Here is a 12,980-nt window from a genome sequence, read left to right on the forward strand (position 1 = left end):
GATAGTCGACGGCTCTTCTCGCTTAAAAAGAAAGTGATTGCAGGCGGCAGTGTAAGCCGCTGGGCAAATGGTATTTCTCTACAGCAGCCAATGCGCACAGTGCCGCAGATCAGCAGAGGTGTTTGTACATATAGGTTGTCGATTCCAGCCGGTCTTCGAACGGGTTGCGGCAAAAATTCGGTATCTCTCCGGCGATCTGAAAACCTAGGCTCTGATACAATAGGCGTGATGGATCTGAACTGCGTGTATCCAGAACCAACAGAGTGCGACCCAGAGCGACGGCACGATCCTCAAGCGCGGCCATCAGGGTTCGTCCCAACCCTTGGCGTCTGGCATGTGGATGAACCAGTAGCTTGGCAACATCGGCGCGATGCGGCTGGTTCGGCATCGCCGCCGGGATGAGCTGCACCGTACCCATAACGCGTCCTTTGTCATGGGCCGCAAAAATATCCAGCGCGCCGTTGTCCAGATTCGGGCGTACTTTGGTCTGCCAATATGCGTGTGACTGATCCAGCGTAAAGGGCAAGATAAATCCAACACTTGCCCCATCCTGCACACAGGCGTGCAGGATATCGGCGAGGTCACTCACTGCCGCGTCAAAGCCCTCTACGTCGAGACGCGAAATCATATCAGTACCAACAAATATCGAGCCCCACGCTCAAGCGATGTTTCAAATCGGGTTGGACCCGAAAGATGATAACGCAGGCAATCCCCGCCATTCAGTTCGTGCGCTATTCCATCCACGGTCAGCGTTAAAGCGCCATCCAACATGATCAAGTGATGCTCCTGCCCCGGTTTTGGCGGCGCGTCGTACGAGATAACGGTACCCGGTGGCAAATGGCCCTCAACGACCTCTGCGCTGAGACCGTTGGCGGGCGGGGATACCGAGCGGCGGGTGAATCCCGTTTCCGGGTCTCTCCATTCGGGCTGTCGCTCGAACGGGACACGTGGATCGAAACTGTCTTCGACCATCATAAGAAGCCGAGACATCGGCAGGCCATAGGCGGCGCAAAGTCTACCCAGAGTTTCGGCCGTTGGACTGACACTTCCCTTCTCTAAACGAGATAGCGTCGCGCGACTGATCCCGCTTTGGTCTGCCATCTGATCAAGGGACAACCCGTGGCCTTGGCGCAATTCACCAAGGCGTTTGGCGAGGCGGTTCGAGAGGTCATCCAGCATCATTCACATACGGGAAAAATTATCATAATAGAGAAAATAACTAATAAATAATAGAATATCAATAAGAAAGGGCGCAGAGAAACCTTTGCGCCCTTCCAACGTCTCGGGTTGAGAGTGGTCTTACTTCCAGCCAGCCTCATTAAAGATTTTCTGCGCTTCGGGCAGATTCTTGGCAACGTCGGACAGGCTTACCTCATCCGCGTTGAAGTCACCCAGTGCTTTGACCGAGTCTGCAAGCTCTACGCCATCGACCGCCGGGAACTCATCATTGCCGGCCGAGAAATACTGCTGGGCCGAGTCACTGGCCAGGTATTCCAGGAACAGGATCGCGTTCTCCTTGTTTGGTGCATTTGCGGCAACACCGGCACCCGATAGGTTCATATGTGCGCCGGTGCTGTTCTGATTGGGGAACACCCAGCCGATCGAGTCGATGTCCGAAGACACGCCTTTGACGTCTTTGCGGATGGCCCGCGCAAAGTAATATGTGTTCGACACGGCGATGTCACATTCGCCTGACACCAAACCACGCAGCTGATCGGTGTCGCCGCCCTGCGGTTCACGCGCCATGTTGGCGACAATACCTTCGGCCCAGGCTTTGGCGGCCTCAGGACCGTCATGGGTGATGATGGATGCCAGCAGGGTCTGGTTGTAGGTATTTGTCGAAGACCGGATGCACACCAGGCCTTCATAATCGGGCTGTGCCAAATCGGCATAGGTGGCGGGCGGATTGGTCAGATTTTCCTTATCGTAAAAAATGATACGGCCACGTTGGGAAAAACCGAACCATTGATTGTCGCCGTCTTGCAGGTTGGCGGGGATACGCTCTTCCAGAACTGCGCTTTCTACTGGTTGCAAAATGCCCGCGTTTTTGGCGCGTTCCAAGCGTGAGGTGTCCACGGTCAGCAGAACATCAGCAGGTGAGTTCGCGCCCTCAGCTTCCATCCGTGCGATCAGCTCATCGGCTTTGCCTTCGATACGGTTGATGGTGATCCCGGTCGCCTCTTCAAAGTCGCTATAGAGGCGTTCGTCGGTATCGTAGTGGCGCGAGGAATACAGGTTCAATTCTCCCTCGGCGGCGACAGTGGTTGACATCAGCGCCAACAGAGCGGCGGCAGCGCAGGTAGAGGGTTTCAGCATCATATCTCTCAACATTGTGAATCGTTGCATTAATTCCTGAGTGAAACAGTCAATGATACGATTTTTCTGCGAATGCAAGTAAATCCGACAAAAAAACTTGGAAAAATGATTGTCGTCTTCAGATGCCAAGATTCCAATGATCTGCACGTCCTTTTTGTCACGTCAGCTGGGGGCGGCGGCTTGCCGGTGCAGCAGCGATGAAAACGTCAGGCATACTGTGCGCACAAAAAAAACCGCACCCAAGGGTGCGGTTCCTTTATTACAATTGTGCGTAAGTCTCAGCCTTGACGTGCTTTGAACTTGCGCTGCGTCTTGTTGATCACGTAGACGCGGCCTTTGCGACGCACAACCCGGCAATCACGGTGCCGGTTCTTGAGCGAGCGGAGCGAGTTCCTGACCTTCATGGGTCTGTCTCCAATCTGCGGCGCCTTCATCAAAGACGTGGCCAGCGCCTGGGTTAGCGGGTGCCCCGGATACCCGGAACAGTGAAACGATGGTGGGCGGTACAAGGATCGAACTTGTGACCCCTTCGATGTCAACGAAGTGCTCTACCGCTGAGCTAACCGCCCACGAACCTTTGCGTTACCCTGCCCCAAAACGAAATGGGGCGCAGAGACCCGCGCCGGTAGCGGGGTCTATAAAAGGACTCGCCAAGGGGTTCAAGGGGTTTGGCAGAACTATTTTCCGGTCTATGTTCGAACTGAACAAGGAGTCACCATGCAGAACATCCCCTATGTACTGGATATGCCGACCAGCCGCACATCTTGCGTTGTTTTTTCGTCTCCTCACAGTGGTCGAAACTACCCCCAATCGCTCTTGAAGCGGACGGTTTTGAACGAAAGCATGATTCGGTCGTCGGAAGATGCCTTTGTAGACCAGTTGTTTTCTGCAGCGACCTTGTTTGGCGCGCCGATGATATCGGCCGTAATGCCGCGCGCGTACCTGGACCTGAACCGCAATGCGGATGAGTTGGACCCGGCATTGATACAAGGTGCGCGCCGCTCTGGACATAACCCGCGCGTCGCCTCGGGCCTTGGGGTGATTCCGCGCGTCGTGGCGAATGGGCGCGCGATTTATCGCGGGAAACTGACCATGGATGAGGCGCGTCTGCGCATCGATACCTGTTGGCGACCCTATCATGCGCGCGTCAAATCCTTGCTGAAGGAATCCCATGACGCATTTGGGCAGGCGATTCTGGTTGATTGCCACTCGATGCCGCATGAAGCTGTTGCGATCGTCGGCAGTTCAAAAACCAGCCGCCCTGATGTGGTTTTAGGAGATCGGTTCGGCGCGTCGGCCTCAGCCGAGGTTGTGGACAGAATCGAAGCAGCCTGCGTCGCCGCCGGTTTGAATGTCGCACGCAACGCGCCCTTTGCCGGGGCCTATGTCACCCAGACCTACGGCCGCCCCGCCCGCCATCAGCATGCGGTTCAGATCGAAGTTGATCGGGCGCTGTACATGGATGAAGTCAAAATAGAACCGAATAAGAACTTCGCAGCATTTCAGGAAACACTGCGCGATATCATTCGGGATATCGCCAGCATTGGAAATGAATCGCTGCGTTTGGCGGCCGAGTAGACTCAGCGCAGGGCCCGGCCTTTTACAATTGCATCGCTGCCAAATCGGCGCCGGATCTCGTCCGTTGCGCGTTCAGCCTGCGACCGCTGGGTCGCTGCAGGGTCCAGCAAATCGCCGGAGATGTCGGCCTGCGACTCGGGACACAGGTCTGACAGGCCAACCCCTAATAGGCGATATGGCCCTTGATCCCCGACCTGATCAAATAACCCGCGGGCGGTGCGATACAGACGGTCTGCGATCTGCGTGGGGTCATGCAATGAGACACGTCTTGTGATGATCTTGTGGTTTGATCTCTTTAGCTTCAACGTGACGACCCTGCCAGCCAATCCTTTGGCCTTGGCGCGATCGGCAACCTTTTCAGCCATGCGCCAAAGATGACCGTCCAGAATGTCGAGGCTGGCCGTATCCTCGAAAAAAGTTGTCTCGTTGCTGATGGATTTCATTGGCTCATGGGCCGAGACGCGCCTCTTGTCCTGCCCGCGCGCCAAGTGCCACAGACGGTAGCCCATAGAGCCGAACCGCATTGTCAGCGCCTCCTGGTCCCAGCGCAGCAGATCGGAAAAGCTTCGGATACCCGCGCGATCAAGAGACGCCTGCGCAGCGGGGCCGATACCCCAGATCAGTCGAACGGGCTTGTCATGCAGAAACTCGGCGGTTTCGGCCTTGCCGATCACCGAAAACCCGCGCGGCTTGTCGAGGTCCGAGGCGACCTTGGCCAGGAACTTGTTATGTGACAACCCAACCGAGCCGGTCACGCCCAGTTCATCTTTCATCCGCTTTACCAGTCGCGCCAGCATCACGGCAGGCGGGGCATCGTGCAGGCGTTGGGTGCCGGACAGGTCCATGAAAGCTTCGTCCAGCGACAGGGGCTCAACGACCGGGGTCAGCTCGTCCATCATTTTGCGAATCTCGTGCGAGACCTCGGCATAGACAGACATGCGCGGCTTGATAACCACTGCATCTGGGCAAAGCTGGAGGGCTTTGAACATTGGCATGGCCGACCGTACCCCACGGATGCGCGCAACGTAGCAGGCGGTGGAAACCACGCCGCGGCGGCCGCCACCGATTATTACGGGTTTGTCAGCCAGCTCCGGATTGTCGCGTTTCTCGACCGAGGCATAAAACGCATCGCAATCCATATGCGCGATGGACAAGTCGAAAAGCTCGGGGTGCATCTGGACGCGCGGGCTGCCGCAAGCAGGGCAGCGCCGTTCATCCGTCAATGTGGTCAAGCATTCTCGGCAGAGACCGGGCATGTAGTTTTCCCGCCTTCCGTGCGATCCCGTCAGCGGTTTTCTTATACCAACCGCCACGGATGCGCAAAGAGTTGGCGCGCTAATATCGTAGTCTGTGCCTGGAAGAAGACCCCCCGCGAAGTGGCGGGGGGAGGTAACGGACCACAGGAAGAAACGGTCCGCGGGGAGTATTACCTGTCCAGAATCGCTAAAAAACGCAGGTTTCGATAGCGCGTAGGTCACACTTCGAAAACTCGTGCTTTGCCTGTGTGTTTTGGGGCACAGGGACGATTTAAGGTCAGCCCATCGAAAAGTGACGCAAGGTCAACTGGTTGCAGTGTGATTCAGCGCGGAATCCCGCCGATTGTGTCGGGCGCTTCAGTGCCGTGTCAAGGAATTTAACTCAGCAAGAACCGCCTCTGCCGCGGCCTTTGGATTCTCTGCCTGATAGATCGGACGCCCGACAACGATGTGGTCGGCGCCATCGCCAATTGCACTGGCTGGCGTTGCAACGCGTTTCTGATCCCCAAGTGCGGCACCCGCCGGGCGCACACCGGGCGTCACGATCAGACGGCCTTCGGCTTGGGGCAGGGCGCGGATCAGGGCGGCTTCGTGGGGGCTGGCGATGACGCCATCGGCACCGGACTCAAACGCGCGGGCCGCCCGTTCAACCACCAACTCTTGCACGTCGCCTTCTTTCATCAGGCAGGTATCCAGGTCGTCGCGATTTAGCGAGGTAAGGATGGTGACGGCCAGAATCTTCAAATCCTTGCCCGAAGCGCCCTCTTTCGCGGCGCGCACCACGTGGGGATCACCGTGAACGGTCAAAAAATCCAGATCGAACTGCGCCAACCCGCGCACCGCATTCTCTACCGTATTGCCGATATCGAACAGTTTCATGTCCAAAAAGATGCGCTTGCCGTAGTCCTGCTTGAGTTCATTCGCTAGGGCCAATCCACCGCCGGTCAGCATTCCCAGCCCGATTTTGTAGAAGGACACGGTATCCCCCAATCGTTCAGCCATGGCCAACCCCTGCAGGGCGTTCGGAACATCTAGGGCAACGATCAGGCGGTCATCGGACATCGAGCAGGCTCCTTTTTTGGCAAACGCCTGCGTCCTATCGGGTTCCGCGCCCGCTGTCCATCTTCGAAGCCGGACGCAGAAGGTTTCATTTTGTGCTACCATGCCCCGTATTGATCACTTGAATTCGGAGTTAGGGACAGAAAATGAAAAAGCTGGTTTTGCTGGGCACGTTGGTTGCGTTGGCTGCATGTGAGGAAACTCTGCCCGAAACACCGGAATCCGGGGTCGCACCGGCACCGACAAATGACGATTTGCGTTTGGTTGGAGGCTATAGGTCCGAAGATGACTGGTGTCAGCTCACGGGTGAAACTGCGTTCACGGGCAATTTCCTGGACCATACTGCTGACCTGGTTTCGTGTCCGACTGGCAGTGCGGCGGCCCAGTCGCTGGTGGCCGATCTCGGTGCAGTTCAGGTGGCAGATACCGGAGGCTATACTGTCTATACGATCCAGCGCGAATAGAGGCGATTTCTGACTTCTGGCCTCTTGAACCTCCGAGGACATTTCCCAGATTGAGTGTGAGGCCCAGACCGACGCGTGCTGCCAAGCGGGCGCGTCACACCTAGGGCGCTTGGAAAAGGAGAATACCATGGACTTGAACAAGTTCACCGAGCGGGCACGGGGATTCGTGCAGGCCGCGCAGACGATTGCTCTGCGCGAGGGGCACCAGAGGCTGGAGCCCACACATATACTCAAAGCATTGATGGATGACGATCAGGGGCTGGCCAGCAACCTGATCACGCGCGCTGGCGGCGCACCCACCCGTGTGGTTGAATCGTTGGATGCCGCAATGGGCAAGATCCCGAAGGTCAGCGGTGACTCCGGCCAAATCTACATGGACGGCCAGACAGCGAAGGTACTGGACGAAGCCGCCAAGATAGCCACTAAGGCGGGCGACAGTTTCGTGCCGGTGGAGCGCGTGCTGATGGCGCTGTGCATGGTGAAGTCCAAAGCCAAAGAGGCGTTGGAAGCCGGTGCCGTATCCGCCCAGAAACTGAACGAAGCGATCAACGATATCCGCAAAGGGCGCACTGCGGATAGCGCGTCTGCGGAAGAAGGCTATGATGCGCTCAAGAAATATGCGCGCGACCTGACCGAGGCTGCGGCCGAGGGCAAGATCGACCCGATCATCGGGCGCGATGAGGAAATCCGCCGCTCGATGCAGGTTTTGTCCCGCCGCACCAAGAACAACCCGGTTCTGATCGGTGAACCCGGCGTCGGTAAAACCGCGATTGCCGAGGGTATGGCCCTGCGCATCATTAACGGTGACGTGCCGGAATCGCTGAAGGACAAGAAGCTGCTCGCGCTCGACATGGGTGCGCTGATTGCTGGCGCTAAATACCGCGGTGAGTTCGAAGAGCGCCTTAAGGCGGTTCTGACCGAGGTGACCGAGGCCGCCGGTGAGATCATCCTGTTCATCGACGAGATGCACACGCTGGTCGGGGCTGGTAAATCCGACGGCGCGATGGATGCCGCTAACCTGATCAAGCCTGCGCTTGCCCGAGGTGAGCTGCATTGTATCGGCGCGACCACGCTGGACGAGTACCGCAAATACGTCGAAAAAGACGCGGCTCTGGCGCGCCGGTTTCAGCCCGTCATGGTGCAGGAACCGACGGTCGAGGACACGATCAGCATCCTGCGCGGCATCAAGGAAAAGTATGAGCTGCACCACGGTGTGCGCATCTCGGACTCGGCGCTGGTCTCGGCTGCGACACTCTCGCACCGCTATATCACCGACCGGTTCCTGCCGGACAAAGCGATCGACCTTGTCGATGAAGCGGCGTCGCGTCTGCGGATGGAGGTGGACTCCAAACCAGAAGAGCTTGATCAGCTTGATCGCCAGATCCTGCAGATGCAGATCGAGGAAGAGGCGCTGAAGCTTGAGGACGACGCGGCTTCCAAGGATCGACTGGAAAGCCTGCAAAAGGATCTGGCCGAACTGCAGGAGAAATCCGCTGAGATGACTGCCCAGTGGCAGGCCGAACGAGACAAGCTGGCCGGTGCGCGTGATTTGAAGGAACAGCTCGACAAAGCGCGGGCCGATCTGGAGATCGCCAAGCGGGAAGGCAACCTCGCCAAGGCAGGTGAGCTGTCTTATGGCGTCATCCCCGAGCTAGAGAAAAAGCTGACCGAGGCTGAGAACGCCGAAAGCAACGCCATGATGGCCGAGGAAACGGTGCGTCCAGAACAGATTGCGTCCGTTGTCGAACGCTGGACCGGTATCCCGACCTCGAAGATGCTGGAAGGTGAGCGTGAGAAGCTGCTGCGGATGGAAGATGATCTGCATTCCCGCGTGATTGGTCAGGATGCGGCGGTGACTGCCGTGGCCAATGCTGTGCGCCGTGCGCGGGCAGGTCTGAACGATGAGAACCGCCCGCTGGGTTCGTTCCTGTTCCTTGGACCCACCGGCGTGGGTAAAACCGAACTGACCAAAGCCGTGGCGAATTTCCTGTTCGACGACGACAACGCGATGGTCCGCATCGATATGTCAGAGTTCATGGAGAAACACGCGGTCGCCCGTCTGATCGGTGCCCCTCCGGGCTATGTCGGTTATGACGAAGGCGGTGTTTTGACCGAAGCCGTGCGGCGCAGGCCTTATCAGGTCGTGCTGTTTGACGAGGTCGAAAAGGCGCACCCGGATGTGTTCAACGTGCTGTTGCAGGTTCTCGACGATGGTGTTCTGACCGACGGTCAGGGCCGCACCGTGGACTTCAAGCAGACGTTGATCATCCTGACGTCGAATCTTGGCTCTCAGGCGCTCAGCCAGTTGCCCGAAGGTGCGGACAGTGCGCAGGCGCGGCGGGATGTGATGGACGCGGTTCGGGCGCATTTCCGGCCAGAGTTTCTGAACCGTCTGGACGAGACCATCATCTTTGACCGGCTCAAGCGGGCCGATATGGATGGCATCGTCGATATCCAGATGGCACGACTGCAAAAACGTCTGGCGGCCCGCAAGATCGAACTGGCCCTGGATGTTAGCGCAAAGGAATGGTTGGCGAACGAAGGCTATGATCCGGTGTTTGGCGCGCGTCCGTTGAAACGTGTGATCCAGCGTGCCTTGCAGAACCCGCTGGCGGAGGCGCTGCTGACTGGCGAGATCAAGGATGGTGAGACTGTCCCGGTCAGTGCCGGGGCCGACGGATTGATCATCGGCGACCGGCTGGGTACATCGGAACGCCCGCGACCGGATGATGCCGTGGTGCACTAGGCGCTCTTAAACGAACGTGAAGCCCGCCCTTTCCCAGGGCGGGTTTTTCTGTCACGAACCCTCTGAAATTGTTGGAAAGGAATTCTTCTGCATGGCGAAAATGAATTGGGCGCAGTTGTTGAATACGGATACCTACGACAACAAACAGGAACAGGCCGAGCGCCCATCATATGTCATTGCCGCAGACAGGATCACCTTTTCGGCCCCGTTCCGCCGATTGGCGAACAAGACGCAGGTTCATCCGCTTTATGACAATGACCATCTGCGCCATCGCCTGATCCATTCCGAAGAAGTGGCAAGTGTTGGCCGGTCCATTGGGATGCAGGTCGGTGTTTGGTTGGCCGATGAAAAGTTCATTGCTCCCGAGGATGCCCATAAAGTGGCGGGCGTCGTGCAGGCGGCCTGTCTGGCGCATGACGTCGGAAATCCGCCTTTCGGGCATTCCGGCGAAGAGGCGATCGGCAAATGGTGTTCAGATAAACTCCGCGGAGGTTCACCCGCCTTTAAGGGAATCGCGGGGGATCGCTGGCACGAGTTCGAGGCCTTCGAGGGCAACGCGCAGGGCTTTCGCATTCTGACCCGGCTGGAGATGTACCGGAACCAAGGGGGTATGCGCATGCCCAATGCGGTTCTGGGGGCATTCATGAAATACCCGATGGGGGCCGAGACCTCGAAACGATTCAAGGACAAGCTGGCTCAACCCTATGTTGGGGCCAAGAAATTCGGGTTCTTTGAAACTGAGCGAGCGTATTTCACGCAAGCAGCTCAGGCGATGGGATTGCCCGAGGCGCAGGGCCTTGACGGCCAAAGCTGGTGGCGGCGGCACCCGCTGGTCTATCTGGTCGAGGCAGCCGACGACATCTGCTATAACATCGTCGATCTGGAGGATGGGTATTCGGCGGGCGAGCTGTCTTTTGAAGAAGTTCAGGGTCTTTTGTCCGCCTTCGCCAATAGCCCAAGCAGCAATCAGGGCGGCTATAGCAAGTTCGAAGAAATCAGCTATTTGCGCGCCCGTGCCATAGGCGCCGCTATCATAGCCTGCGTTGATGCCTTCAAGGCGAACCACGACGCGATTCTGGATGGTAGCTTCTCGGATTCGCTTATCGGTGTGTCTAGCCGCGCCAAAGACTTTGCCAAGATTGAGAAACTGGCGCGAGAGCACCTTTTCAAGGCACCGCGCAAGACCCGGCTTGAAGTCAAAGGGCGCAACGTGATCCGAAAGGTACTGGATGGCCTGTGCCCGGTATATGAGGAGCTTGCCCGACGCAATTGGCAGCAGGATGAACTGCCGGACTACGAGCGGCAACTTATAAATGCTGTCAAATTGGATCTGCGCGACGTCGTTGATGCGTATACCGCCTTGCATTCCCTGACCGACTTTGTTTCGGGCATGACTGACAGATACGCGGTGCAGATTTCGGACATGCTGTCTGGCTGAGGCACTTTGGGAGCTGGTTCAAATGTCGATTCAGCTGACGAGACTGCACCAGTTTTTGCTCAAAGCCCGGCTGTTGACCCAGCAGCGAATGCTGCGCTGCTGCAGGCCGAAATAGTCCCCCGACTGTGTTCATCTGCTTGACCTGTGCGCGATGCGCTAAGCCGTTTACCCAACCTGAATAACGCTTGGAAATACGCGAGCGTTACAATCTCGTCTCTGAATCGTTACGCCTGTTTTCTTGGTGCTGTGGTATCAGCGGACTATCTCGTACAATAGCAAGCTTGACGACGGAGACACACATGGCGCATCGCTGGACCAACACATTGACACATGCAGACGTTACCCCACGGGCGGCGTTCCTGAACCGGCGTCAGGTCATGGCGGGGCTGGCGGGTGTCGGGCTGGCTCATTTGGCACAAGGTGCCTCGGCGCAAGAGGCGTTGGAGCCCAACGCCTGGGAAGAGATCATCTCGTACAATAACTACTACGAGTTTGGCACCGGAAAGGATGATCCAGTCAAATACGCGCATGCGCTGACCACTGAGCCGTGGAGCGTCAAGATTGACGGTCTGGTCGACAATCCCGGCGACTATGACTTCAAAGACATCATGTCCGAGATGACGGTCGAAGAACGCATATACCGTTTCCGATGCGTCGAGGCGTGGTCAATGGTGATTCCGTGGAACGGGTTCGAACTGGCCGACCTGCTGAACATGGCGGGTGTTCAGGAAGGCGCCAAATACGTGGCCTTCGAAACTGCCCTGGTTCCAGATGAGATGCCCGGAGTGCGCTATCCGGTTCTGGACTGGCCTTACCGCGAAGGTCTGCGCCTGAACGAGGCGATGCATCCCCTGACAATGATCGCCACCGGCATATACGGCCGCCCGATTCCCAACCAGAACGGCGCACCGCTGCGTTTGGTCGTTCCGTGGAAGTACGGATTTAAGTCGATCAAATCGATCGTGCGGATTACAGTCACGGATGTTGAACCTCCGACAAGTTGGAATATGGCAAACCCGCGCGAGTACGGCTTTTATAGCAATGTGAACCCGAATGTGGATCACCCGCGCTGGTCTCAGGCGTCTGAACGTCAGATCGGCGGTGGCCTATTCGCCAAGCGTGTTCCGACGCTGATGTTTAACGGCTACGAGAAAGAAGTCGCAGGACTGTACGAGGGTATGGACCTGACGAAGTTCTATTGAACCTATGCAGCGCGTGAATCAGACATTGCGTCAGCTTCCTGTCTGGGTCGTCTATTTGCTTGGGGCGCTTCCGGCGCCCTGGCTTTTCTATCAGGGCCTGACCGGCGGCCTGGGCGTAGATCCGATTGAAGCGCTGGAACATCGATACGGAGAGTTAGCGCTCCAGCTCTTGATCGCCGTTATGGCGATTTCGCCTCTGCGCCGGTTCATTGGGCTGAACCTGCTCAAATTTCGTCGCGCCCTTGGTGTTCTGACCTTTGCCTATGTCAGCCTGCATCTTCTGGTCTGGTTGGTGCTGGATGTTCAGGTGCCCAGCCAGATTTGGGCCGATATCGTGAAACGCCCCTATATTACGGTTGGCATGGTCGCCTTTGTGTTGATGATCCCGTTGGTGGTGACATCGAACAACCTGTCCGTTCGCAAGCTGGGCCCACGCTGGCGCAGTCTGCAACGTCTTGTATTCCCGGCGGCTATTCTGGGTGGGCTTCATTACGTCATGCTGGCCAAGGGATTTCAGGTCGAGCCGTTGGCCTATCTATTTCTCATAGTCGGGCTTTTGCTTCTTCGTGTGCCGTTTCCCCGGCTTCTGACTCGTTTGCGCCGGGCCGATTCCGCCTGAACCAAAACTGAATCTGTGGGTAACTCTGTTTAAATGCTGGAACTTGGCGTTTCACACTGCATGTGCTTAAAAGCGTGTGTGGGAATAATTTGATTAAGTATCTGTTTATAATAAGAAAAACACTAAACGGCGATTTTTTCCCTGAAACTCGTATTTTCTGCTTGCGGTGGGGGTGAGTAATACTTAGAACCCCCTTCACCGGCGCTGCTGAGGCGGTTGCTGGGGCGCTGGAGACGGCGGTGACGCATCGGAGAGACGGTGGGACGCTCGGGAGAGACTGGGGGCATCTTTGGTTGTGGGTT

Annotated in this window: 12 protein-coding genes and 1 tRNA gene; 6 read left to right on the forward strand and 7 right to left on the reverse strand. The window is 57.2% G+C overall.

Annotated features, from left to right (window positions below):
- Window positions 1–109: 109 nt before the first annotated feature.
- The 5 genes from AC2FIT_RS21150 to AC2FIT_RS21170 all read right to left on the reverse strand — a co-directional run bounded on the left by AC2FIT_RS21150 (window position 110) and on the right by AC2FIT_RS21170 (window position 2,885).
- Entirely contained in the window at window positions 110–628 is a 519-nt protein-coding gene (locus tag AC2FIT_RS21150) for a GNAT family N-acetyltransferase (protein WP_496832207.1), read from the reverse strand.
- Complete coding sequence (locus AC2FIT_RS21155; RefSeq protein WP_496832226.1) at window positions 625–1,179, reverse strand: helix-turn-helix domain-containing protein; 555 nt, start codon at window positions 1,177–1,179, stop codon at window positions 625–627. The genes AC2FIT_RS21150 and AC2FIT_RS21155 overlap by 4 nt, the downstream gene beginning before the upstream one ends.
- Window positions 1,180–1,299: 120 nt before the next feature.
- Window positions 1,300–2,316, reverse strand: a complete 1,017-nt coding sequence (locus AC2FIT_RS21160; protein ID WP_496832228.1) for a Fe(3+) ABC transporter substrate-binding protein — start codon at window positions 2,314–2,316, stop codon at window positions 1,300–1,302.
- Between the two features lie 278 nt (window positions 2,317–2,594).
- Entirely contained in the window at window positions 2,595–2,720 is a 126-nt protein-coding gene (gene ykgO / locus AC2FIT_RS21165; protein ID WP_068338904.1) for a type B 50S ribosomal protein L36, read from the reverse strand.
- 90 nt (window positions 2,721–2,810) lie between these two features.
- Window positions 2,811–2,885, reverse strand: a tRNA-Val gene (locus tag AC2FIT_RS21170).
- Window positions 2,886–3,033: 148 nt separating this feature from the next.
- Here AC2FIT_RS21170 and AC2FIT_RS21175 point away from each other — a divergent pair.
- Window positions 3,034–3,894, forward strand: a complete 861-nt coding sequence (locus AC2FIT_RS21175; protein WP_496832209.1) for an N-formylglutamate amidohydrolase — start codon at window positions 3,034–3,036, stop codon at window positions 3,892–3,894.
- A 2-nt stretch (window positions 3,895–3,896) separates the two neighbouring features.
- On the opposite strand, the gene AC2FIT_RS21180 is transcribed toward AC2FIT_RS21175, so the two are convergent.
- Together AC2FIT_RS21180 and pyrF are read right to left on the reverse strand one after the other, a co-directional pair.
- On the reverse strand, window positions 3,897–5,150 hold the full coding sequence (locus AC2FIT_RS21180) for a DNA polymerase IV (RefSeq protein WP_496832211.1): 1,254 nt from the start codon (window positions 5,148–5,150) through the stop codon (window positions 3,897–3,899).
- Between the two features lie 357 nt (window positions 5,151–5,507).
- The gene (pyrF, locus tag AC2FIT_RS21185) at window positions 5,508–6,212 is read right to left on the reverse strand and encodes an orotidine-5'-phosphate decarboxylase (RefSeq protein WP_496832213.1); all 705 of its coding nucleotides are present in this window, start codon (window positions 6,210–6,212) and stop codon (window positions 5,508–5,510) included.
- Between the two features lie 143 nt (window positions 6,213–6,355).
- On the opposite strand from pyrF, the gene AC2FIT_RS21190 reads away from it, so the two are divergent.
- The 5 genes from AC2FIT_RS21190 (at window position 6,356) to msrQ (ending at window position 12,678) form a co-directional block, all read left to right on the forward strand.
- Window positions 6,356–6,673 (forward strand): hypothetical protein, encoded by a 318-nt coding sequence (locus AC2FIT_RS21190; protein ID WP_496832214.1) that lies wholly within the window; start codon window positions 6,356–6,358, stop codon window positions 6,671–6,673.
- Between the two features lie 127 nt (window positions 6,674–6,800).
- Window positions 6,801–9,419: an ATP-dependent chaperone ClpB gene (gene clpB / locus AC2FIT_RS21195; RefSeq protein WP_496832216.1), complete on the forward strand. Its 2,619-nt coding sequence runs from the start codon at window positions 6,801–6,803 to the stop codon at window positions 9,417–9,419.
- A gap of 91 nt (window positions 9,420–9,510) precedes the next feature.
- Window positions 9,511–10,857, forward strand: coding sequence for a dGTP triphosphohydrolase (dgt, locus tag AC2FIT_RS21200; RefSeq protein WP_496832218.1), 1,347 nt, complete (start codon window positions 9,511–9,513; stop codon window positions 10,855–10,857).
- Window positions 10,858–11,156: 299 nt separating this feature from the next.
- The gene (gene msrP, locus AC2FIT_RS21205; protein WP_496832220.1) at window positions 11,157–12,059 is read left to right on the forward strand and encodes a protein-methionine-sulfoxide reductase catalytic subunit MsrP; all 903 of its coding nucleotides are present in this window, start codon (window positions 11,157–11,159) and stop codon (window positions 12,057–12,059) included.
- A 4-nt stretch (window positions 12,060–12,063) separates the two neighbouring features.
- Window positions 12,064–12,678 carry a protein-methionine-sulfoxide reductase heme-binding subunit MsrQ gene (msrQ, locus tag AC2FIT_RS21210; protein WP_496832222.1) on the forward strand — a complete coding sequence of 205 codons (615 nt, stop codon included), beginning with the start codon at window positions 12,064–12,066 and terminating at the stop codon, window positions 12,676–12,678.
- Window positions 12,679–12,980: the final 302 nt, after the last annotated feature.

It is taken from the genome of Ruegeria sp. YTSA135 (assembly GCF_059610165.1).

Coding starts and splice junctions, on each gene's coding strand:
- AC2FIT_RS21150 (WP_496832207.1), bottom strand. CDS start 628: ATGATTTCGCGTCTCGACGTAGAGGGCTTTGACGCGGCAGTGAGTGAC.
- AC2FIT_RS21155 (WP_496832226.1), bottom strand. CDS start 1,179: ATGCTGGATGACCTCTCGAACCGCCTCGCCAAACGCCTTGGTGAATTG.
- AC2FIT_RS21160 (WP_496832228.1), bottom strand. CDS start 2,316: ATGCTGAAACCCTCTACCTGCGCTGCCGCCGCTCTGTTGGCGCTGATG.
- ykgO (WP_068338904.1), bottom strand. CDS start 2,720: ATGAAGGTCAGGAACTCGCTCCGCTCGCTCAAGAACCGGCACCGTGAT.
- AC2FIT_RS21175 (WP_496832209.1), top strand. CDS start 3,034: ATGCAGAACATCCCCTATGTACTGGATATGCCGACCAGCCGCACATCT.
- AC2FIT_RS21180 (WP_496832211.1), bottom strand. CDS start 5,150: ATGCCCGGTCTCTGCCGAGAATGCTTGACCACATTGACGGATGAACGG.
- pyrF (WP_496832213.1), bottom strand. CDS start 6,212: ATGTCCGATGACCGCCTGATCGTTGCCCTAGATGTTCCGAACGCCCTG.
- AC2FIT_RS21190 (WP_496832214.1), top strand. CDS start 6,356: ATGAAAAAGCTGGTTTTGCTGGGCACGTTGGTTGCGTTGGCTGCATGT.
- clpB (WP_496832216.1), top strand. CDS start 6,801: ATGGACTTGAACAAGTTCACCGAGCGGGCACGGGGATTCGTGCAGGCC.
- dgt (WP_496832218.1), top strand. CDS start 9,511: ATGGCGAAAATGAATTGGGCGCAGTTGTTGAATACGGATACCTACGAC.
- msrP (WP_496832220.1), top strand. CDS start 11,157: ATGGCGCATCGCTGGACCAACACATTGACACATGCAGACGTTACCCCA.
- msrQ (WP_496832222.1), top strand. CDS start 12,064: ATGCAGCGCGTGAATCAGACATTGCGTCAGCTTCCTGTCTGGGTCGTC.